18 protein-coding genes are annotated in these 21581 nt (G+C 56.1%); 11 read left to right on the forward strand and 7 right to left on the reverse strand.

Translation table 11 applies throughout. The features are described 5' to 3' along the window. Window positions 1-115: 115 nt before the first annotated feature. The 4 genes from katG to metB form a co-directional block, all read right to left on the reverse strand. A complete protein-coding gene (gene katG, locus ABIE11_RS20605) occupies window positions 116-2293 on the reverse strand; it encodes a catalase/peroxidase HPI (protein ID WP_268195161.1) in 2178 nt (725 codons plus the stop codon). A gap of 208 nt (window positions 2294-2501) precedes the next feature. Next, the gene (metF, locus tag ABIE11_RS20610) at window positions 2502-3392 is read right to left on the reverse strand and encodes a methylenetetrahydrofolate reductase (protein ID WP_100778386.1); all 891 of its coding nucleotides are present in this window, start codon (window positions 3390-3392) and stop codon (window positions 2502-2504) included. Window positions 3393-3631: 239 nt separating this feature from the next. Then, complete coding sequence (locus tag ABIE11_RS20615) at window positions 3632-6064, reverse strand: bifunctional aspartate kinase/homoserine dehydrogenase II (RefSeq protein WP_102105675.1); 2433 nt, start codon at window positions 6062-6064, stop codon at window positions 3632-3634. Between the two features lie 2 nt (window positions 6065-6066). Then, entirely contained in the window at window positions 6067-7227 is a 1161-nt protein-coding gene (metB, locus tag ABIE11_RS20620) for a cystathionine gamma-synthase (RefSeq protein WP_123429949.1), read from the reverse strand. Between the two features lie 274 nt (window positions 7228-7501). On the opposite strand from metB, the gene metJ reads away from it, so the two are divergent. After that, entirely contained in the window at window positions 7502-7819 is a 318-nt protein-coding gene (gene metJ, locus ABIE11_RS20625) for a met regulon transcriptional regulator MetJ (protein WP_015960995.1), read from the forward strand. Window positions 7820-7861: 42 nt separating this feature from the next. Here metJ and ABIE11_RS20630 read toward each other — a convergent pair whose 3' ends face one another. Both ABIE11_RS20630 and rpmE read right to left on the reverse strand, forming a co-directional pair. Continuing rightward, a complete protein-coding gene (locus ABIE11_RS20630; protein ID WP_102105676.1) occupies window positions 7862-8542 on the reverse strand; it encodes an oligogalacturonate-specific porin KdgM family protein in 681 nt (226 codons plus the stop codon). 317 nt (window positions 8543-8859) lie between these two features. Beyond that, window positions 8860-9072, reverse strand: coding sequence for a 50S ribosomal protein L31 (rpmE, locus tag ABIE11_RS20635; protein ID WP_015960996.1), 213 nt, complete (start codon window positions 9070-9072; stop codon window positions 8860-8862). A 273-nt stretch (window positions 9073-9345) separates the two neighbouring features. Between rpmE and priA the strand changes: the two genes are divergently transcribed. From priA to rraA, 7 genes are all read left to right on the forward strand, one after another. Then, entirely contained in the window at window positions 9346-11541 is a 2196-nt protein-coding gene (priA, locus tag ABIE11_RS20640; protein WP_100778381.1) for a primosomal protein N', read from the forward strand. A 130-nt stretch (window positions 11542-11671) separates the two neighbouring features. Further along, window positions 11672-12697, forward strand: coding sequence for a DNA-binding transcriptional regulator CytR (cytR, locus tag ABIE11_RS20645; RefSeq protein WP_100778380.1), 1026 nt, complete (start codon window positions 11672-11674; stop codon window positions 12695-12697). Window positions 12698-12790: 93 nt separating this feature from the next. After that, the gene (gene ftsN / locus ABIE11_RS20650; RefSeq protein ID WP_100778379.1) at window positions 12791-13810 is read left to right on the forward strand and encodes a cell division protein FtsN; all 1020 of its coding nucleotides are present in this window, start codon (window positions 12791-12793) and stop codon (window positions 13808-13810) included. 92 nt (window positions 13811-13902) lie between these two features. After that, entirely contained in the window at window positions 13903-14433 is a 531-nt protein-coding gene (gene hslV / locus ABIE11_RS20655; RefSeq protein ID WP_100778378.1) for an ATP-dependent protease subunit HslV, read from the forward strand. A 9-nt stretch (window positions 14434-14442) separates the two neighbouring features. Next, on the forward strand, window positions 14443-15774 hold the full coding sequence (gene hslU / locus ABIE11_RS20660; RefSeq protein WP_100778377.1) for an HslU--HslV peptidase ATPase subunit: 1332 nt from the start codon (window positions 14443-14445) through the stop codon (window positions 15772-15774). A 67-nt stretch (window positions 15775-15841) separates the two neighbouring features. Continuing rightward, the gene (menA, locus tag ABIE11_RS20665) at window positions 15842-16762 is read left to right on the forward strand and encodes a 1,4-dihydroxy-2-naphthoate polyprenyltransferase (protein ID WP_100778376.1); all 921 of its coding nucleotides are present in this window, start codon (window positions 15842-15844) and stop codon (window positions 16760-16762) included. A 92-nt stretch (window positions 16763-16854) separates the two neighbouring features. Beyond that, window positions 16855-17340, forward strand: coding sequence for a ribonuclease E activity regulator RraA (rraA, locus tag ABIE11_RS20670; RefSeq protein ID WP_100778375.1), 486 nt, complete (start codon window positions 16855-16857; stop codon window positions 17338-17340). Window positions 17341-17451: 111 nt separating this feature from the next. Here the strand turns inward: rraA and zapB are convergent, their stop codons facing one another. Next, window positions 17452-17697 carry a septal ring assembly protein ZapB gene (gene zapB / locus ABIE11_RS20675; RefSeq protein WP_100778374.1) on the reverse strand — a complete coding sequence of 82 codons (246 nt, stop codon included), beginning with the start codon at window positions 17695-17697 and terminating at the stop codon, window positions 17452-17454. Window positions 17698-18090: 393 nt separating this feature from the next. Here zapB and ABIE11_RS20680 point away from each other — a divergent pair, with 393 nt between their 5' ends. From ABIE11_RS20680 to glpX, 3 genes are all read left to right on the forward strand, one after another. Continuing rightward, window positions 18091-18936 (forward strand): MIP/aquaporin family protein, encoded by an 846-nt coding sequence (locus tag ABIE11_RS20680; protein WP_107702616.1) that lies wholly within the window; start codon window positions 18091-18093, stop codon window positions 18934-18936. A 21-nt stretch (window positions 18937-18957) separates the two neighbouring features. Continuing rightward, window positions 18958-20466, forward strand: coding sequence for a glycerol kinase GlpK (gene glpK, locus ABIE11_RS20685; RefSeq protein WP_100778372.1), 1509 nt, complete (start codon window positions 18958-18960; stop codon window positions 20464-20466). 99 nt (window positions 20467-20565) lie between these two features. Beyond that, window positions 20566-21576, forward strand: a complete 1011-nt coding sequence (gene glpX, locus ABIE11_RS20690) for a class II fructose-bisphosphatase (protein ID WP_181827030.1) — start codon at window positions 20566-20568, stop codon at window positions 21574-21576. The last annotated feature ends 5 nt before the right edge of the window (window positions 21577-21581 follow it).

Raw genomic sequence — 21581 nt, forward strand, 5'->3', positions numbered from 1 at the left:
GTCGCCGGATGGCACTGCGCTAACCCGGCCTACTAATTGCTTAGGAGCACACAAGCGCAGCCGCCGCAGAATAAAAAAAATCCCCGCCAGAGCGGGGATTTTCATCTGTACTCAATTACAGCAGGTCGAAACGGTCCAGATTCATCACTTTCACCCAGGCGGCGACAAAGTCCTTCACGAACTTCTCACCGGCATCCTGGCTGGCATACACTTCTGCCAGTGCACGCAGAACCGCGTTGGAACCGAACACCAGATCGGCACGCGTTGCGGTGTATTTCACCTCTCCGCTTTGACGATCGCTGCCAGCGAACAGCTCATTTGAGTCATCGGTGGCTTTCCATTGAGTGTTCATATCCAGCAGATTGACGAAGAAATCGTTGCTGAGCACACCAACGCGATCGGTGAAGACGCCGTTCTGGCTGCCGTCAAAGTTGGCCCCCAGAACACGCATCCCACCCACCAGCGCAGTCATTTCTGGCGCAGTGAGCGTCAGCTGCTGGGCTTTGTCGATCAGCAGAGATTCTGTCGTCGCGCTGTCCTGCTGAGCGCGATAGTTACGGAAACCATCGGCAACCGGCTTGAGCAGCTCAAACATTTCGATATCCGTCTGATCCTGACGCGCATCCACGCGGCCCGGCGTGAACGGTACGGTGATGTAAACACCTGCCGCTTTCGCAGCCTGTTCAACACCCACCACACCGGCCAGCACGATGATGTCGGCCAGCGACGCTTTATGGGCAGACTTATAGATGCCCTCGAGGGTTGGTAACGCGCGCGCTGCAGCGGCGTTAACATCCCAGTCGCGCTGCGGTGCCAGCGCCAGACGCGCCCCGTTGGCACCTCCGCGTTTATCGCCACCACGGAAGGTGGAAGCCGACGCCCAGGCAACCGACACCAGTTCGCTAACGGACAGCCCGGAAGCTGCAATTTCTGCTTTCAGGCTTTCAATGTCCGCAGCCGTCGGCTGGAAGAATGCCTGCGGCAGCGGGTCCTGCCAGATGAGATCTTCTTTCGGGACTTCCGGACCGATGTACCGCGCTTTTGGCCCCATATCACGGTGCGTCAGTTTGAACCACGCGCGGGCAAAGGCTTCGTTGAACGCCTGCGGATCGTTGAGGAAACGACGAGAAATCTTCTCGAATTCCGGGTCCATACGCAGGGTCAGGTCGGTGACCAGCATGGTTGGCTTACGTTTTTTCGACGGGTCGAACGGATCAGGAATCATCTCTGGTGCGTCGACAGCTTCGAATTGAATTGCGCCTGCCGGACTGCGCGTCTGCACCCATTCGAATTTGAACAGGTTCTCGAAGAAGTAGTTGCTCCACTGAGTTGGGGTTTGCGTCCAGACCACTTCCAGACCGGAAGTGATAGCGTCTGCGCCCACACCGCTGCCGTGGGTGCTCGCCCAGCCTAAACCTTGGGCTTCAATCGGTGCGGCTTCTGGATCAACGCCAACATGCGTCGCTTCTGCGGCGCCGTGGGTTTTACCCAGCGTGTGACCGCCCGCGATCAGGGCCACGGTCTCTTCGTCGTTCATACCCATATTGCCGAAGGTGGCGCGAATAGCCGCCGCCGCAGACAGCGGTTCACCGCTGGCATTTGGCCCTTCCGGGTTGACGTAAATCAGCCCCATTTCAGTCGCGGCTAACGGACGTTTCGCCAGCGCTTCCGGATCACGATGAGCCAACCAGGTTTTTTCATCACCCCAGTTCACATCCAGATCCGGTTCCCAGACATCTTCACGCCCGGCACCAAAACCAAAGGTACGGAAGCCGGAGTTTTCCAGCGCCACGTTACCGGCCAGGATAAACAGGTCGGCCCAGGAGATTTTCTGTCCGTATTTTTGCTTAATCGGCCATAACAAACGGCGCGCTTTATCAAGGCTGACGTTGTCCGGCCAGGAGTTTAAAGGTGCAAAACGCTGTTGACCGCGCCCTGCACCGCCGCGACCGTCAACGGAACGGTAGGTGCCTGCGCCATGCCATGCCATACGAATAAACAGGCCCGCGTAGCTGCCCCAGTCGGCAGGCCACCACGGTTGAGAATCGGTCAGAAGGGCTTTGAGATCGCCTTTGAGGGCGGAGTAATCAAGTTTGCTGAATTCTTTGCGGTAGTCGAAGTCTTCACCCAGCGGGTTAGAACGGTTGGAATGTTGATTCAAAAGATCGACGCGAAGTTGCTTGGGCCACCAGTCGCGGCTGTTCGTGCCAGCGCCCGCGCTTTGGTCAGGCCCGCCTTTATGAAAAGGGCACTGTCCGGTTGATAACGTGTTATGGGTATCGTCTGTGCTCATCTCTCATGCTCCCTCTACAGTATTTAGCTTAAAGATATACACCTCTGCTTAGAAGGTATAGTTGAGATAACGCACGGATTCGATAGTTATTTCCGTTTAATTGACCATAGAAATTATCTGCCTATTGTGTGCAGGGGCGGTGGCGTTGATATGACGGGGAAAGCGGAGGGAGAAGAAAACAAAAAACCCTCCGAAGAGGGTTTGTCGCTTACAGACCTGGGCGAACGCCGAGAGTGTGACAGATGGCGTAACTCATTTCGGCGCGATTCAGGGTGTAGAAATGGAAGTCTTTGACCCCTTCACGGCTTAAAATCTTCACCATGTCCATCGCGATATTGGCACCGACCAGCTTGCGCGTTTCGGCATCATCGTCCAGCCCTTCGTACATTTTTGACATCCACAGCGGGATGCGCACGTTGGTCATGTCGGCGAATTTCTTCGCCTGCTTGAAGTTGGACACCGGCAGGATACCTGGAATGATCTCAACATCAATGCCCGCCGTGATGCAGCGGTCGCGGAAACGCAGATAACTTTCCACGTCGAAGAAGAACTGTGTGATCGCACGGTTTGCACCGGCATCCACTTTGCGTTTCAGGTTGAGCAGATCGGCCTGCGCGCTTTTCGCTTCCGGATGCACTTCCGGATACGCCGCCACAGAGATATCAAAATCACCGACCTCTTTCAGTAACGCCACCAGGTCGGTTGCGTACATGTCCGGTTTACCGCTGCCCGGTGGCAGGTCGCCGCGCAGGGCGACGATATGGCGAATGCCGTTGTCCCAGTAGTCCTGGGCGATAGTGCGCAGTTCTTCACGGGTCGCGTCGATACAGGTCAGATGCGGTGCTGCTTCCAGACCGGTGCGATCCTTAATGCCTTTAATAATGCTGTGCGTACGGTCGCGCTCACCGGAGTTGGCACCGTAAGTCACAGAGACGAACTTCGGTTTCAGGCTGCTCAGGCGATCGATAGAGCTCCACAGGGTTTGCTCCATTTCACTGGTGCGCGGCGGAAAGAATTCAAAAGAGACGTTAATCTGGCCCTGCACTTCAGCCAGGCTCTGATTCAGGGCTTCCCGCTGGTTGGCGTGAAAAAAGCTCATACCTTACCTCATCAATCGCGTGATAATTATTGCTGTCTATGAACATCTATCCATTTAGACGTCTGGATGTAAAAATGACGGAAAAGCGGGATGACGTCAACAGAAATCATCGGCATTAACGGTGAGGAATGTTCAGGAAAGATGAAGAACGTTCATGATGGCGGGGAGAAGTGCAGGGTGAGTGCGGTCTGGCGCCCTCACCCTTGCCCTCTCCCGAAAGGGAGAGGGAATCAAAAAGACTACAGCAGCTGCGCCAGGCGATTAATGTCTGACTGAATCGCCCCGGCGGTGACGTCGCGCCCCGCGCCTGGCCCACGAATCACCAGCGGGTTATCACGGTACCAGCGGCTTTCAATGGCGAAGACGTTATCGCACGGCAGCAACGCCGCCAGAGGATGCTCAGGGCGAACGGCCTCAACACCCACGCGGGCTTTGCCGTTGGCGTCAAAACGGGCCACATAGCGCAGAACCAGCCCCATTTCGCGTGCCGCTTCCAGGCGTGACACCATCTGTTCGTTCAGCTCCTCACCGTTCTCGAAGAAGTGATCGACTGACCCCTCTTCGCAACCGGCCGGAACCAGCGACTCCACACGCACCTGGCCTGGCTCAATGTCGTAACCCGCTTCACGCGCCAGAATGACCAGCTTGCGCATCACGTCTTTTCCGGCGAGATCCACGCGCGGGTCCGGCTCCGTCAGCCCCTGCTGCCACGCCTGGTCCACCAGGTCCGTAAACGGAACGGTGCCGTCAAACTGCAGGAACAACCAGGAGAGGGTACCGGAGAAGATCCCGCTGATTGCCAGAATGCTGTCGCCGCTGTCGATCAGGTCGCGCACGGTGTGGTTCACCGGCAGACCGGCACCCACGGTGGCGTTATACAGCCAGTGACGACCGGTTTTCTCAAACGCGTCGTGGATTTGGCGGTATTTATCGGTGCTGCTTGCGCCGGCCAGTTTGTTCGCGCTGATGACGTGGAAACCGTGGCTGGCAAAATCGAGGTACTGATCGGCCAGCTGCTCGCTGGCAGTGACGTCCAGCACGACCAGATCGTCGTACGGGTGCGCGCGCATCCACAGGAACAGGGACTCTTCGTCCTGCTCGACCGCTTCATCGTTGAAAAATGCGAGCGCGCGGCTGGCGTCCAGCCCGTCGTAGTTCAGCAGGCTGCGGCGGCTGTCCACCACGCCTGCCAATACAAATTCAAAACCGGTGCGTGCAGAGAGCGTCGTTTGCTCGCGGGCAAACAGCTCCAGCCAGCGGGAACCGATATTCCCCTTACCGAACAACACCAGGCCGATACGTTTTTCCGCGCGGAACAGGGTGGTGTGCAGCCCCTGAATCAGGCTCTCGGTTGGGCCTTTACGCAGCACGGCGACCAGGCTGATGCCCTCTTCCGACTGCCAGGTGAACTCCACCGGCTGGCCTTTCAGCTGTTGCCAGAAACGGTGGCAATGGAGCGGGTTACGGGTGACACCCGCGCCGACCATCGCGACCAGCGCCAGCCCCTGACGCAGGCGAAGTTCGCCCGGCAATCCGGCTTCATCAAGAATTTTCAGCGCGCTGTCGGCCACTTCGGCGGTGTAGCAGAACTGCAGCAGCTGGCGGTCGTTGTGCACGCCAACGGCCAGAGGGCGCACCTGGGCGCGCTTGAGGATCAGGTCGATATCTTTGTGCGCCAGTTTGAAATCTTGTCCGGCAGGCACCTGGAATTCGATCAGGCAAATATCATCGTGACTGGTCACGATGCGCGCGCCTGTGCCCGAGGCCAGTACGCGTTCGATGCGGGTCGAACCTTTATCTGGGGTGTAGCTACAGCGCAGCTGCAGGTCGATATCGCTGCCCGAAACAGGCTGTAAGGTACGGGCGTGCAGCACCGGTGCTGCCAGACGCGCCAGCTCGCTCGCTTCGTCCAGACGCAGCAGCGGCAGCAGACAGGCATCTTTTACTTTGCGCGGATCGGCGCTATACACCCCGGCCACATCGCTCCAGATAGTGACGCGAGACGCCCCCGCCAGCGCACCGATTTGCGTTGCCGAGTAGTCCGAGCCGTTACGGCCCAGCAGCACGGTTTCGCCCGCGTTGCTGCGGCTGATAAAGCCCGTCACGACGATGCGTTTGCCCGGATGCTGCACCAGCAGCTGTTGCAGCAGAGGATAAGAGAGGCCCTCGTCGACCTGCGGTTGCGCCGCACGCTCAGCGCGCAGGAAATCGCGCGCGTCCAGCCACGCGGCCTCCAGCCCTTGCTGCTCCAGGACTGCCGCCATCAGGCGCGCAGACCAGACTTCACCGTGGCCGACCACTTCAGCGTAAACCGCTTCGGTCACGCCGCTGTCCAGCAATCCGGCCAGACGCTCCAGATCGTGAACAAAAGCGCTGATGAGGCTGTCTGCCGCGTCCGCAGGCAGCAGGCCAGCGATCAGATCGCTCTGATAGCGGCGTAACGTTTGTTGAACCTGATGCGCAGAAAGGCGATCGGTCTGGCTTAATTTCAGCCAGCTAATCAACTGGTTGGTAGTGCTGCCTGCCGCCGAGACAACCATCATGTCGCCCGGCATCGAATACTCCGCCATGATCCCTGCGACACGCAGGTAACATTTCACATCAGCAAGACTACTACCACCAAACTTGTGCAGCTGGCGACCCTTCGCCCCTGCCTGCGCTATCACACTCATGATTACCCCTTGGCTGCGACCCGGAAGGCATTTTCCAGATCGGCAATTAAATCTTCACAGTCTTCAATACCGGTTGAGATGCGTAACAGCGTCTCGGAAATTCCGGCGGCGGCACGCGCCTCGGGCGCCATGCCTGCGTGCGTCATTGTCGCGGCGTGGGAGATCAAGCTTTCGACTCCCCCTAAGGATTCCGCCAGCGTAAATAGTGACAACCCGCTCAGGAAGCGACGCAGCGTTTGCTCATCGCCATCCAGTTCAAAACTTAACATCGCGCCAAAACCTTTCTGCTGACGCGCGGCAATCTCGTGGCCCTGATTTTCCGGCAGCGACGGGTGATATAACTTTTTCACCAGCGGCTGGTTTTTCAGGAACTCGACAATCGCCTGGGCATTACGCTGTGCCACTTCCATGCGCGGCGACAGTGTACGCAGACCGCGCAGCAGCAGATAGCTGTCGAACGCGCTGCCGGTGACGCCAATGTTATTGGCCCACCATGCCAGTTCAGTGACAACCTCCGGATCTTTTGCAATCACCACCCCGGCGACCACGTCCGAGTGGCCGTTCAAATATTTGGTGCATGAATGCAATACCAGATCCGCACCCAGCGAAAGTGGGTTCTGAAGCGCCGGACTGAGGAACGTATTATCCACTACACTTATCGCTCCCGCATCCCTTGCGAGCTGACAAATTTTCGCAATATCGACAACGCGCAGTAATGGATTGCTTGGACTTTCCACCAGAACCAGCTTTGGCTTTTGGGCCAGCGCCTGTTGTAGCGCTTTTTCGTCATTCTGATCGACGAATAAAACGCGGTAACAGCCGCGTTTTTCCAGGCTGTCGAACAGACGGTAGCTGCCGCCGTAACAGTCGTGCGGAGCCACCAGCAGATCGCCAGGTTTCAGGAACACGGTCGTTACCAGGTGAATGGCTGACATACCGGTATTGGTCAATACCGCGCCAGCACCGCCTTCCAGCTCCGCCAGCGCGCGCTGGGTCACGTCACGCGTAGGGTTGCCACGACGCGAGTAGTCATGCGCACGGGGTTCATTAAATCCGGTGAAATTGTAAGTACTGGAAAGATGAATCGGCGGGACAACGCAGCCGTACTGCTCGTCATCATTTAATCCGCTACGCACTGCGATAGTGGCCTGTTTACGCGTCATGGTGAAGGCTTCCTGGCGAAAGAGGTGAAAAGTCAGGCACCAGAGTAAACACTGAAACTATAGACGTCAATACATCTGGACATCTAAACTTCTTTGCGTATAGATTGAGCAATGCGAGAATAGCCGTTAAAATTACATGCTTTAGGACACGCCGCCGACGCAATATCCGTGTCACGGTATCGTCCTTACGGTAAACTACGCGAGATTACGGTTAAAAGCCTTATCAAAGGTAAGGTTTTAGCCTTTATTAATGACAAAGAGGATTAAAGGTCTCATGGCTGAATGGAGCGGCGAATATATCAGCCCATACGCTGAGCACGGTAAGAAGAGTGAACAAGTAAAGAAAATTACGGTTTCCATTCCTCTGAAGGTGTTGAAGATCCTCACCGATGAACGCACGCGTCGTCAGGTGAACAACCTGCGTCACGCGACCAACAGCGAACTGCTGTGCGAAGCATTTCTGCATGCGTTTACTGGTCAGCCGTTGCCGAACGATGAAGACCTGCGCAAAGAGCGTAGCGATGAAATCCCGGAAGCGGCGAAAGTGATCATGCGTGAACTGGGTATCGACCCGGATACGTGGGAATACTAACTGCGGTGTGATCCCGCTGAGGTGACTCAGCGGGATGGTTTCTTAGAAGTTGTAGCCCAGGCCGACACGCAGACGCGTCTGGCGATCGTCGCTGGTGGCCGTGTTATAGCCTGAAGAGACGTTGCCCACTTCGATAAACGGGATCCATGAGTCGATGTTATAAGCCACGCGGAAGTTATATTCGTAATCTTCTTTTTTATTGTTATACAGATCTTCGTTGTCGGCGAACTTATAAATTCCGTTCAGCTCGAACATCCAGTTATCAATATTATAACCCAGCCACATTTCCGGGCGATAAACCATACGGTCATCTTTACCATCCGCGTTACGGCGAGTGTATTCTGTACGATAGCGGAAAGCCGTCCACCAGCTGTCATTAATATTATATTGCACGCGCAGATAAGGCTTATAAATGGTCATGTCGTCACCCATTTCTACAGCGACGCCCGGTTGCCAGATAAAATTTTGCCAGGTGAACTGATAGCTGGCGGTATATTCGTTGCTGTTACTTTCCATATTATTAAGCGCGTCGTTAGACTGCTTCTCATCGGAGCGAGATACCGCCTCCACAGCCACGCCAAACCCAGTGCCAAAGCGATGTGACATGTACACACGGTCGTAGTTACGCCCGTCGTCATAATACTCGTGTCGGTAATCAACGTATCCCGCTTGCGCTGCACAAGATAATAATGGCAGCACAAATAACAGTTGCTTCATTTTCATAACAGTTCCCTCGAAGTAAACGCGCCCTGAAAGCCATTGCAGATGAAATGGCAAATAAGAATTTATGTCGAGCGAAGTGTAATTTTACGCAATGAGGGAAACCTTTTATTTTTTGACACACAAAGAAAAACAATGGCAAAGAATTAAAGAATACGAAGATGCAGTTCACTAACCGTCAAAGAATACACCAGACGAATATATTAAATACAACAATACCTGGTTATTTATTTTTAAGAGAAATATTAAATGAGGATTTATTCAGGAGGGATATTACAGGCACAAAAAAAGCGCCTTTCGGCGCTTTTTTTTCGGGTAGCTTATTTAGCGCCCGGGATGCTGAAACGCTTGTTGAAGCGGTCAACACGGCCACCGGTTGCAACATCACGCTGCTTACCAGTGTAGAACGGGTGGCATTGACCACAAACGTCCAGGTTCAGATCGTGACCCACTGTAGAGCGGATTTTGATCGCGTTACCGCAAGAGCAGTTTGCAGTAATAAAATCGTATTTCGGGTGAATATCTTTTTTCATGGGGAGAACCTCAGTTAAGGCCGCGTCGCTCTTCCAGCCCTAACGCCAGACACCACGCGATGTTAATAATTGCCCGTAGCCTTCCTCGCCGCTTCTGCGTTAGCTGCAATCCAGCAGCGCGAAATCTTCGGGTAATAGCTATTTTGATGCGGATAAACCTACACCAAAGGCGGCGAATCATACAGAATTCAACCAGCGTATGCAAACTGATCCGCACGCCTACAGCAACTAATGTGTATACTAACGCGCCACTTTTCAAGTCAGGAAGATTCGATGCCCGTCGCTCACGTTGCCCTGCCCGTTCCGCTTCCCCGCACCTTTGACTATCTGCTGCCCGACAGCATGAGCGTCAAAGCGGGCTGTCGCGTGAGCGTGCCCTTTGGTAAGCAGCAGCGCGTCGGGATCGTAGTATCAGTAAGCGATAAAAGCGAGCTGCCCCTTAATGAACTGAAAGCCGTGGTCGAAGTTCTGGACGACGAGCCGGTTTACTCGTCCAGTGTCTGGCGGCTGCTGCTGTGGGCCGCAGATTATTATCATCACCCGATTGGCGACGTGCTGTTCCACGCCCTGCCGATTCTGCTGCGTCAGGGCAAAAGCGCCAGCCATGCGCCGATGTGGTACTGGTTTGCCACCGAGCAGGGCCAGGCCGTGGATATCAACAGCCTCAAGCGCTCTCCTAAACAGCAGCAGGCGCTTGCCGCGCTGCGTCAGGGAAGGATTTGGCGTCATCAGGTGACTGACCTGGATTTTAACGACGCGGCGCTGCAAGGGTTACGCAAGAAGGGTCTGTGTGAGCTGGCCAGCGAATCCCCGGCGCTGGTGGACTGGCGCAACGGGTTCTCCGTGGCGGGCGACCGCCTGCGTCTTAACACCGAGCAGGCCACCGCCGTAGGGGCCATTCATAGCGCCTCCGACCGTTTCTCTGCCTGGTTACTCGCGGGCGTCACCGGGTCCGGTAAGACTGAAGTCTATCTGAGTATTCTCGAAAACGTGCTCGCTCAGGGCAAACAGGCGCTGGTGATGGTGCCGGAAATCGGCCTCACGCCACAAACTATCGCCCGTTTTCGCGAACGCTTTAACGCCCCGGTGGAGGTGCTGCACTCTGGTTTAAACGACACCGAGCGCCTCAGCGCCTGGCTCAAAGCCAAAAACGGTGAAGCCGCCATTGTGATTGGCACCCGTTCATCGCTCTTTACACCCTTTAAAAATCTTGGCGTTATCGTGATCGACGAAGAGCACGACAGCTCCTATAAGCAGCAGGAAGGCTGGCGTTATCACGCTCGCGACCTGGCGGTGTATCGGGCGCACAGCGAGCAGATTCCGATTATTCTTGGCTCAGCAACGCCTGCGCTGGAAACGCTGCATAACGTGCGTCAGCGCAAATATCACATGCTGCGTCTGACGCGCCGCGCGGGAAATGCACGCCCGGCGACGCAGCACGTGCTGGATCTGAAAGGTCAGCCGGTGCAGGCGGGGCTGGCTCCCGCGCTCATCAGCCGTATGCGTCAGCACTTACAGGCCGACAATCAGGTGATTCTGTTCCTGAACCGCCGCGGGTTCGCGCCGACGCTGCTGTGCCACGACTGCGGCTGGATTGCCGAGTGCCCGCGCTGCGATCACTACTACACCCTGCACCAGGCGCAGCATCATCTGCGCTGCCACCATTGTGACAGCCAGCGCCCGGTGCCGCGCCAGTGCCCGTCGTGCGGCTCCACGCATATGGTGCCTGTGGGTCTGGGTACCGAGCAGCTCGAACAGGCGCTCGCGCCATTCTTCCCCGGCGTACCGCTGTCGCGTATCGATCGCGATACCACCAGCCGTAAAGGGGCGCTGGAACAACAGCTGGCCGAAGTGCATCGCGGCGGCGCGCGTATTCTGATTGGTACGCAGATGCTGGCCAAAGGCCACCACTTCCCGGACGTGACGCTGGTAGCATTGCTGGACGTCGATGGCGCACTGTTCTCCGCCGATTTCCGTTCCGCCGAGCGCTTTGCCCAGCTCTATACCCAGGTTGCAGGCCGCGCCGGACGTGCCGGAAAGCAGGGCGAAGTGGTGCTGCAAACCCATCATCCTGAACATCCGCTGCTGCAAACCTTGCTGCATAAAGGCTACGACGCGTTTGCCGAGCAGGCGCTGGCCGAGCGTCAGACGCTGCAGCTGCCTCCGTGGACCAGTCATGTGATTATCCGCGCCGAAGATCATAACAATCAGCAGGCCCCACTTTTCCTGCAGCAGCTTCGCAATCTGCTGCAGGCCAGCCCGCTGGTGGACAATCAGCTGTGGATATTAGGCCCGGTCCCGGCGCTGGCCCCTAAACGCGGTGGCCGCTATCGCTGGCAGATTCTGCTCCAGCACCCGTCGCGTGTACGTCTGCAACACGTCATCAGCGGCACGCTGGCGCTGATCAATACCCTGCCCGAGGCGCGCAAAGTGAAGTGGGTTCTCGACGTCGATCCGATTGAAGGTTAACGATTGCTGCGAGAGTGATCGAAAAATTTAACGCACCTCACACTTTTTATGAAAATTCTGTAACCGCTTCCACAAACTATCTGTAAAAATGGATGCGTCAGAAGTTCGGTGGTCCTGCGAGGAGAAGACGTTGAAGTCCAGGAAAGAGGTTGCTTCGGCGACCATGAAAGACGTTGCCCAGAGAGCCAAAGTATCCACGGCAACGGTGTCCCGCGCATTAATGAACCCGGATAAAGTCTCTCAGGCGACGCGCAATCGCGTCGAGCAGGCGGCGCTGGAAGTGGGCTATTTGCCGCAAGCCATGGGGCGTAATGTAAAGCGTAACGAATCGCGTACAATTCTGGTTATCGTGCCGGATATTTGCGATCCCTTCTTCAGCGAAATTATCCGTGGCATTGAAGTGACCGCTGCGGAACAAGGCTATCTGGTGTTGATCGGCGATTGTGCCCACCAGAATCAGCAAGAAAAAACCTTTATTGACCTGATTATCACCAAGCAGATCGACGGCATGCTGCTTCTCGGCTCCCGCCTGCCGTTTGATGCCAGTATCGAAGAGCAGCGCAATCTGCCGCCGATGGTAATGGCGAACGAGTTCGCGCCAGAACTGGAGCTGCCGACCGTCCACATCGATAACCTCACCGCCGCCTTTAACGCCGTGAATTATCTTCAGGAACTGGGACATAAGCGCATTGGCTGTATCGCCGGGCCGGAAGAGATGCCGCTGTGCCACTATCGTCTGCAGGGTTACGTTCAGGCGCTGCGTCGCGCGGGTGTGACGGTCGATCCACATTACATCGCCCGTGGCGATTTTACCCTCGAAGCCGGTGGCCTCGCGCTGGAAAAATTACTCGCGCAACCAGAGCCGCCAACCGCCGTGTTCTGTCACAGCGATGTGATGGCGCTGGGCGCATTGTCCTACGCCAAACGTCGCGGGCTGCGGGTGCCAAAAGACTTGTCGATCATTGGCTTCGATAACATTTCGCTCTCCGAGTTTTGCGATCCGCCGCTCTCGACGGTCGCACAGCCGCGCTACGACATTGGCCGCGAAGCGATGCTCTTGCTTCTCGATCAGCTGCACGGTCAAACGGTCAGCAGCGGCTCGCGTTTACTCGATTGCGAGCTGATCATTCGAGGCTCCACACAGGCGCTTACTTAAAGTAAATGTCTTTCAGACTCCCTTATCTGGTCAAAGGCCCGCCGCTTAAGTAACATGGCGGGCTGACGAACGAATAAATACAGCGAAACGATAGTGGCACAACGAGATTATGTACGTCGCGGCCAGCCGGCACCTTCGCGACGCAAAAAGAGCACCTCACGGAGCAAGCAGCGTAGCCTGCCCTCTGTCTCGCCAGCAATGGTCGCGATTGCTGCCGCCGTTCTGGTGGCCTTCATCGGTGGTCTGTACTTTATTACTCACCACAAGAAAGAAGATGCTGAAGCCCTTCAGGGCAACAAGGTCGTAGGCAATGGTTTGCCGCCAAAACCGGAAGAGCGCTGGCGCTATATCAAAGAGCTGGAAAGCCGTCAGCCGGGTGTGCGTGCGCCCACTGAGCCTTCCGCCGGTGGCGAAGTGAAAAACGCCGATCAGCTGACCAACGAACAGCGCCAGCTGCTGGCCCAGATGCAGGCCGACATGCGCCAGCAGCCAACTCAGCTGAACGAAGTGCCGTGGAATGAACAGACGCCGCAGCAGCGCCAGCAAACCCTGCAACGTCAGCGCCAGGTTCAGCAGCAAGTGCAACAGCAACAACAGCAGCAGTGGACGCAAACGCAGCCAGTGCAGCAGCCTCGTACGCAGCCGCGCGTGACGGAACAACCGTATCAGCAGCCGCAGCAACAGACGCGTACGGTGCAGACCCAGCCAGTTCAACAGCCGCCGAAAACGCAGACGCAAAAACCGGCGACGTCGACTCAGCCGTATCAGGATCTGCTGCAAACGCCTGCGCATACCGCCGCGCAGCAGCCTAAAGCACAGCCACAGCAGAGCGCACCGGTGGCACAGGCAACCGAGGCGCCGAAGCAGACGGCAGAGAAAAAAGATGAGCGCCGCTGGATGGTTCAGTGCGGTTCGTTTAAAGGCGCAGAGCAGGCCGAAACCGTGCGCGCCCAGCTCGCGTTCGAAGGATTTGATTCACGCATTACCACCAATAACGGCTGGAATCGCGTGGTCATTGGCCCGGTCAAAGGCAAAGATAATGCCGATGGAACCATTAGCCGTCTGAAGATCGCCGGCCATACAAACTGCATTCGACTCGCATCCGGGGGTTGAAACCCCCAAAATCCCCCCCATCTATCATTCTATTCAGCCCCGAGCACAGGCTCGGGGTATCTGTTCCCAATTTGTAACCAGGGGGTCTGCTCGTGACAACAATTGTAAGTGTACGCCGTAACGGCCATGTGGTAATTGCCGGCGACGGCCAGGCCACGCTGGGTAATACCGTCATGAAAGGCAACGTGAAGAAAGTTCGCCGTCTGTATAACGACAAAGTGATCGCCGGTTTCGCTGGCGGCACCGCTGACGCCTTTACGCTGTTTGAACTGTTTGAACGTAAACTGGAAATGCATCAGGGCCATCTGGTCAAAGCCGCCGTTGAGCTGGCGAAAGACTGGCGTACCGACCGCATGCTGCGCAAACTTGAAGCGCTGCTGGCCGTCGCCGATGAAAACGCGTCGCTGATCATTACCGGTAATGGTGACGTCGTTCAGCCAGAAAACGATCTGATTGCTATCGGCTCCGGCGGTCCTTACGCCCAGGCCGCAGCGCGTGCTCTGCTGGAAAATACCGAACTGAGCGCCCGCGAAATTGCCGAGAAGGCGTTGGGTATTGCAGGTGATATCTGCATCTACACCAACCACTTCCATACCATCGAAGAATTGAACTCTAAAGCGTAAGGATCTCCCATGTCTGAAATGACCCCACGCGAAATTGTCAGCGAGCTGAACAAGCACATCATTGGCCAGGATAACGCGAAACGCTCCGTTGCCATTGCCCTGCGTAACCGCTGGCGCCGCATGCAGCTCGACGAAGAGCTGCGCCATGAAGTGACGCCAAAAAACATTCTGATGATCGGCCCGACCGGTGTCGGTAAAACCGAAATCGCCCGTCGTCTGGCGAAACTCGCCAACGCGCCGTTCATCAAAGTCGAAGCCACTAAGTTCACCGAAGTGGGCTATGTGGGGAAAGAAGTGGATTCCATCATCCGCGATCTGACCGACTCTGCGATTAAAATGGTGCGCATTCAGTCGATCGAGAAAAACCGCTACCGCGCTGAAGAGATGGCGGAAGAGCGTATTCTCGACGTGCTGATCCCACCGGCGAAAAATAACTGGGGACAGTCCGAGCAACCCGCTGAGCCTTCTGCGGCGCGCCAGTCCTTCCGCAAAAAACTGCGTGAAGGGGAGCTGGACGACAAAGAGATTGAAATCGATCTCGCCGCAGCACCTATGGGTGTTGAAATCATGTCCCCTCCGGGCATGGAAGAGATGACCAGCCAGCTGCAGTCCATGTTCCAGAACCTGGGCGGCCAGAAGCAAAAACCGCGTAAGCTGAAAATCAAAGATGCGATGAAGCTGCTGATCGAAGAAGAAGCGGCAAAACTTGTGAATCCGGAAGAGCTGAAACAAGACGCTATCGACGCGGTTGAACAGCACGGTATCGTGTTCATCGATGAAATCGACAAAATCTGTAAGCGCGGCGAATCCAACGGCCCGGACGTGTCCCGCGAAGGCGTTCAGCGCGACCTGCTGCCGCTGGTTGAGGGCTGCACCGTGTCGACCAAACATGGCATGGTCAAAACCGACCACATCCTGTTTATCGCATCTGGCGCATTCCAGGTGGCTAAGCCTTCCGATTTAATCCCGGAACTGCAGGGCCGTCTGCCAATTCGCGTTGAGCTGCAGGCGCTGACCACCGAAGATTTCGAGCGCATCCTCACCGAGCCAAATGCCTCCATTACCGTGCAGTACAAAGCGCTGATGGCGACCGAAGGCGTGAACATTGAGTTCACCGAAGATGGTATCAAACGCATCGCACAGGCCGCGTGGCAGGTGAACGAAACCACCGAGAACATCGGTGCACGTCGTCTGCATACGGTGCTGGAGCGTCTGGTGGAAGATATCTCTTATGAAGCCAGCGATCTGAACGGTCAGAGTATTACCATTGATGCAGATTATGTGAGTAAACATCTGGATGCGTTAGTGGCAGATGAAGATCTGAGCCGTTTTATCCTATAATCGCGCTTAATGTAATTTCATCATCATTGATGGGGGCTACTGCCCCCATTTTTATTGGCTAAATACTATGACTGATATCAGCCGTACTCAGGCGTGGCTGGAAAGCCTGCGTCCTAAGACCTTACCTTTGGCATTCGCTGCCATCGTCGTTGGCTCCGCACTGGCATGGTGGCAGGGGCATTTCGATCCGCTGGTCGCCGGGCTGGCGCTTATCACGGCCGGTTTGCTGCAAATCCTCTCAAACCTCGCCAATGACTATGGCGATGCGGTGAAAGGCAGTGACAAACCCGACCGTATCGGGCCGCTGCGCGGAATGCAAAAAGGGGTGATTACTCAGGCGCAGATGAAGCGCGCGCTGGTTATCACCGTGGTGCTGATCTGTCTGTCGGGTCTGTCGCTGGTGTCAGTGGCCTGTAAAACCACCGCGGATTTCATCGGCTTTATGGTGCTGGGCGGGCTGGCTATCGTGGCGGCAATCACTTACACCGTGGGTACGCGTCCCTACGGTTACATTGGCCTGGGTGATATCTCCGTGCTGGTGTTTTTCGGCTGGCTGAGCGTCATGGGGAGCTGGTATCTGCAGGCACACACGCTGATTCCGGCCATTTTCCTGCCGGCCACCGCCTGCGGTTTACTGGCGACGGCGGTGTTAAACATCAATAATCTGCGCGATATCGACAGCGACCGTCTGAACGGCAAAAACACCCTCGCAGTGCGCTTAGGCCCGGTCAACGCGCGTCGCTATCACGCCGCTTTGCTGATGGGTGCGCTGGTCTGCCTGGCGTTGTTTAACCTGATTTCACTGCACAGCATCTGGGGCTGGCTGTTCGTCCTAGCCGCGCCGCTGCTGATTAAACAGGCCCGTTTCGTGATGCGCGAGATGAGTCCTGCCGCGATGCCGCCGATGCTCGAACGCACGGTAAAAGGCGCGCTGCTGACTAACCTATTGTTTGTCATCGGAATTGTGTTAAGCCAGACGATCGGTTAACTGACAAATATCAATTAACAATTGATGATTTTGCCAACAATGCGTTTCGCGCGATATACTGAACACATTCGCAGCAACCAGACATTAAACCTATGAAATACGATACTTCCGAGCTTTGTGACATCTACCAGGAAGATGTCAACGTCGTGGAACCGCTGTTCTCCAACTTTGGAGGACGGTCATCGTTTGGCGGACAGATCATCACGGTAAAATGTTTCGAGGATAATGGGTTGCTGTATGAACTTCTCGAACAGAACGGCCGTGGTCGCATTCTGCTGGTCGATGGCGGGGGCTCTATGCGTCGTGCGTTAATCGATGCCGACCTTGCCCGTCTCGCCGTGCAAAACGAGTGGGAAGGACTGGTGGTGTATGGCGCAGTGCGTCAGGTGGACGATCTCGAAGAGCTGGATTTAGGCATCCAGGCCATCGCGGCGATTCCGGTCGGCGCGGCGGGTGACGGCATCGGCGAAAGCGACGTGCGCGTCAACTTCGGCGGCGTAACCTTCTTCTCTGGCGACCATCTCTACGCCGACAATACCGGCATTATCCTTTCCGAAGATCCGCTGGATATCGAGTAATAAAAAAGCCGGGTGGCGTTTACGCTTACCCGGCCTACTTTTCTGCGTCACCCTTCCCCTGACGATTTCGCGCTATAGCAAAGCTGCTACGGCGCGAAAGAGGACGGGGAATTAAACTTCTTCCATACGCCCTAACAGCGCCTGCAGACGATCCTGCCAGCCGTTCTGCTGCTCACGCAGCTGGCTGTTTTCGCGCTCGAGCTCTTCACGGCCATGTTGTGCAGCCTGCACTTCCTGCGACAGCGAATTGTTTTTCTCTTTCAGTTCTTCAATTTCCATCTGCAGCAGCGTTATGGTGTCAATCGCCTGCTGTACTTTCGATTCCAGTTTCTCAAACACTTCTAATGACATGGTCATACCTCTCCTGAATTGCAAGGCGACGCTTTAACGAAAACGCGCACGACATATAGTTGTCGATTGTATGGAGCGCCGCCGTCCCTGTCCAGCGGCACACCGCGCAGATTGCGGTTTGCAACACTTTTCGGCCTGGTCCTGGTGCGTTCGCTGCATATACCCCTAAATTGTTAATACTTTAGTTAATGAAATGATTCAGCTCTCATTTGCAAAATGATGCAAAAATGCGCTTTATGGCGCGATAACGCTCATTTTATTGACGCAGCACACACATTTTGATTTCGATATTTCTCGTTTTTGCTCGTTAACGATAAATTAACACCATGTCTACAGGACATCGTGGCCGCTCAGTCGCTGCGCTAACAATAACATTCATCTTTCTTCAGGATTCCGATTATGAGTCAGACATCAACCTTAAAAGGCCAGTGCATCGCCGAGTTCCTTGGTACCGGGTTGTTGATTTTCTTCGGGGTAGGCTGTGTCGCTGCACTGAAAGTGGCAGGTGCCACGTTTGGCCAGTGGGAAATCAGCATTATCTGGGGTCTGGGTGTGGCGATGGCCATCTACCTGACCGCAGGGGTTTCCGGCGCACATCTTAACCCGGCGGTGACCATCGCGCTGTGGCTGTTCGCGTGCTTCGACAAACGCAAAGTTATCCCTTTCATCATTTCGCAATTTGCCGGCGCCTTTTGCGCAGCGGCGTTAGTTTACGGGCTTTATTACAATCTTTTCATCGACTTCGAACAGACGCATCATATGGTGCGCGGCAGCGTCGAAAGTCTTGATCTGGCCGGTATCTTCTCCACGTATCCGAACCCACATATCAATTTTGTGCAGGCGTTCGCGGTTGAAATGGTGATTACCGCTATTCTGATGGGCGTCATTATGGCGCTGGGCGATGACGGCAACGGCATTCCGCGTGGCCCGCTGGCACCGCTGCTGATCGGCCTGCTGATTGCGGTAATCGGCGCATCCATGGGGCCGCTGACCGGCTTTGCGATGAACCCGGCGCGTGACCTTGGACCGAAAACCTTCGCTTTCTTCGCTGGCTGGGGCGACGTTGCCTTCACCGGTGGGAAAGATATTCCTTACTTCCTGGTGCCGCTGTTTGGCCCGATTGTAGGGGCTGCGCTGGGTGCATTCGGCTATCGTAAATTAATTGGTCGCCACTTACCGTGCGACACCTGTGTGGAAGAAGAGAAGGAAACGACCTCTGCCACACAACAAAATGCTTCGCTGTAATCTGACTACGGGACACATACTATGACCGACAAAAAATATATCGTTGCGCTCGACCAGGGCACTACCAGCTCCCGCGCTGTCGTAATGGATCATGACGCGAATATCGTCAGCGTGTCGCAGCGCGAATTCGAACAAATTTATCCAAAGCCAGGCTGGGTGGAGCACGACCCGATGGAAATCTGGGCCACCCAAAGCTCCACCCTGGTCGAAGTGTTGGCGAAAGCCGACATCAGCTCCGACGAAATTGCCGCAATTGGTATCACCAACCAGCGTGAAACGGCAATTGTCTGGGAACGCGAAACCGGCAAACCGATCTACAACGCCATCGTCTGGCAGTGCCGCCGTACAGCGGAGATCTGCGAGAAGCTCAAGCGCGACGGCATGGAAGAGTACATCCGCAACGCCACCGGCCTGGTGGTGGACCCGTACTTCTCCGGCACCAAAGTGAAGTGGATTCTGGACCACGTGGAAGGCTCCCGCGAGCGCGCAAAACGCGGCGAACTGCTTTTTGGCACCGTGGACACCTGGCTTATCTGGAAAATGACCCAGGGACGCGTGCACGTCACCGACTACACCAACGCCTCACGTACCATGATGTTCAACATCAACACCCTTGAGTGGGATGACAAGATGCTGGACGCGCTGGATATCCCACGCGCCATGCTGCCGGACGTGCGCAAGTCCTCCGAAGTTTACGGCCAGACCAACATTGGCGGTAAAGGCGGCACGCGTATTCCCATCTCCGGTATCGCCGGTGACCAGCAGGCGGCCCTGTTTGGCCAGCTGTGCGTGAAAGAAGGGATGGCGAAAAACACCTACGGTACCGGCTGCTTTATGCTGATGAACACCGGCGAGAAAGCGGTGAAATCCGACAACGGCCTGCTGACCACCATCGCCTGCGGTCCGAAAGGTGAAGTGAACTATGCGCTGGAAGGCGCGGTATTCATGGCGGGCGCGTCCATTCAGTGGCTGCGCGACGAGATGAAGCTGATCAGCGACGCGTTCGATTCCGAATATTTCGCGACCAAAGTGAAAGACACCAACGGCGTGTACGTGGTGCCCGCGTTCACTGGTCTCGGCGCGCCATATTGGGACCCGTATGCTCGTGGTGCCATCTTCGGCCTGACGCGTGGTGTGAACTCGAACCACATCATTCGCGCCACGCTGGAATCCATCGCCTACCAGACGCGCGACGTCCTGGAAGCGATGCAGGCAGACTCCGGCATCCGTCTGCACGCCCTGCGCGTGGATGGCGGTGCTGTTGCGAATAACTTCCTGATGCAGTTCCAGTCCGACATTCTGGGTACCCGCGTTGAGCGCCCGGAAGTCCGCGAAGTGACGGCGCTGGGTGCGGCGTATCTGGCCGGTCTGGCGGTTGGCTTCTGGCAGAACCTGGACGAACTGCAAGAGAAAGCGGTGATCGAACGTGAATTCCGCCCAGGCATCGAAACCACCGAGCGTAACGTTCGCTACAGTGGCTGGAAAAAAGCGGTAAAACGCGCTCTGGCGTGGGAAGATCACGACGAATAAGCCTTATCTGCCCTCTCCCCCCGGAGAGGGCATCAAACCGCACCCTCCCCCACTCTGTGATAAACTTCGTGCAATTCCTTTTGACTGCATGAGTATCTGATGAGACGTGAACTTGCTATCGAATTTTCCCGCGTAACCGAAGCCGCCGCCCTGGCGGGCTACAAATGGTTAGGCCGTGGCGATAAAAATATCGCTGACGGTGCTGCCGTCCACGCGATGCGCATTATGCTCAACCAGGTCAACATTGACGGCACCATCGTGATCGGCGAAGGCGAGATCGACGAAGCGCCGATGCTCTTTATTGGCGAAAAAGTCGGTACCGGCAATGGCGACGCGGTGGATATCGCCGTCGACCCGATCGAAGGCACGCGCATGACCGCCATGGGCCAGGCTAACGCGCTGGCAGTCCTGGCCGTCGGTGATAAAGGCTGTTTCCTTAACGCGCCGGATATGTACATGGAAAAGCTGATTGTCGGTCCGGGCGCAAAAGGCGCTATCGATCTCAACCTGCCGCTGGAAGATAACCTGCGTAACGTCGCCGCTGCGCTGGGTAAACCGCTGAGCGAACTCACGGTCACTATTCTGGCGAAGCCGCGCCACGACGCCACCATCGCGCATATGCAGCAGCTGGGCGTGCGCGTGTTTGCTATCCCGGATGGCGACGTAGCAGCGTCAATTCTGACCTGTATGCCAGACAGCGAAGTGGATGTCCTCTACGGCATCGGCGGCGCACCGGAAGGCGTAGTGTCAGCCGCCGTGATTCGCGCGCTGGATGGCGATATGCAGGGCCGTCTGCTGGCACGTCACGATGTCAAAGGCGATAACGCAGAGAACCGTCGTATCGGTGAAGACGAACTGGCGCGCTGTAAAGCGATGGGCATCGAAGCCAATAAGGTGCTGCGTCTGGACGAAATGGCGCGCAGCGATAACGTCATCTTCTCGGCCACCGGTATTACCAAAGGCGATCTGCTGGACGGAATCACCCGCAAGGGCAATATGGCGACCACCGAAACCCTGCTGATTCGCGGTAAATCACGCACCATCCGCCGCATTCAGTCGATTCACTATCTCGATCGCAAAGACCCGAACGTACAGACGCACATTCTGTAGGGCAA

Origin of the sequence: Lelliottia sp. 489, assembly GCF_050435885.1 — a bacterium.
GTDB classification, from domain to species: domain Bacteria; phylum Pseudomonadota; class Gammaproteobacteria; order Enterobacterales; family Enterobacteriaceae; genus Enterobacter; species Enterobacter nimipressuralis.

Bases quoted from the DNA above. Each gene is read 5' to 3' on its own strand.
- rraA (WP_100778375.1), top strand. From the start codon at position 16,855: ATGAAATACGATACTTCCGAGCTTTGTGACATCTACCAGGAAGATGTC.
- zapB (WP_100778374.1), bottom strand. From the start codon at position 17,697: ATGACCATGTCATTAGAAGTGTTTGAGAAACTGGAATCGAAAGTACAG.
- ABIE11_RS20615 (WP_102105675.1), bottom strand. From the start codon at position 6,064: ATGAGTGTGATAGCGCAGGCAGGGGCGAAGGGTCGCCAGCTGCACAAG.
- metF (WP_100778386.1), bottom strand. From the start codon at position 3,392: ATGAGCTTTTTTCACGCCAACCAGCGGGAAGCCCTGAATCAGAGCCTG.
- metJ (WP_015960995.1), top strand. From the start codon at position 7,502: ATGGCTGAATGGAGCGGCGAATATATCAGCCCATACGCTGAGCACGGT.
- ABIE11_RS20630 (WP_102105676.1), bottom strand. From the start codon at position 8,542: ATGAAAATGAAGCAACTGTTATTTGTGCTGCCATTATTATCTTGTGCA.
- priA (WP_100778381.1), top strand. From the start codon at position 9,346: ATGCCCGTCGCTCACGTTGCCCTGCCCGTTCCGCTTCCCCGCACCTTT.
- menA (WP_100778376.1), top strand. From the start codon at position 15,842: ATGACTGATATCAGCCGTACTCAGGCGTGGCTGGAAAGCCTGCGTCCT.
- glpK (WP_100778372.1), top strand. From the start codon at position 18,958: ATGACCGACAAAAAATATATCGTTGCGCTCGACCAGGGCACTACCAGC.
- glpX (WP_181827030.1), top strand. From the start codon at position 20,566: ATGAGACGTGAACTTGCTATCGAATTTTCCCGCGTAACCGAAGCCGCC.
- ABIE11_RS20680 (WP_107702616.1), top strand. From the start codon at position 18,091: ATGAGTCAGACATCAACCTTAAAAGGCCAGTGCATCGCCGAGTTCCTT.
- hslU (WP_100778377.1), top strand. From the start codon at position 14,443: ATGTCTGAAATGACCCCACGCGAAATTGTCAGCGAGCTGAACAAGCAC.
- katG (WP_268195161.1), bottom strand. From the start codon at position 2,293: ATGAGCACAGACGATACCCATAACACGTTATCAACCGGACAGTGCCCT.
- metB (WP_123429949.1), bottom strand. From the start codon at position 7,227: ATGACGCGTAAACAGGCCACTATCGCAGTGCGTAGCGGATTAAATGAT.
- rpmE (WP_015960996.1), bottom strand. From the start codon at position 9,072: ATGAAAAAAGATATTCACCCGAAATACGATTTTATTACTGCAAACTGC.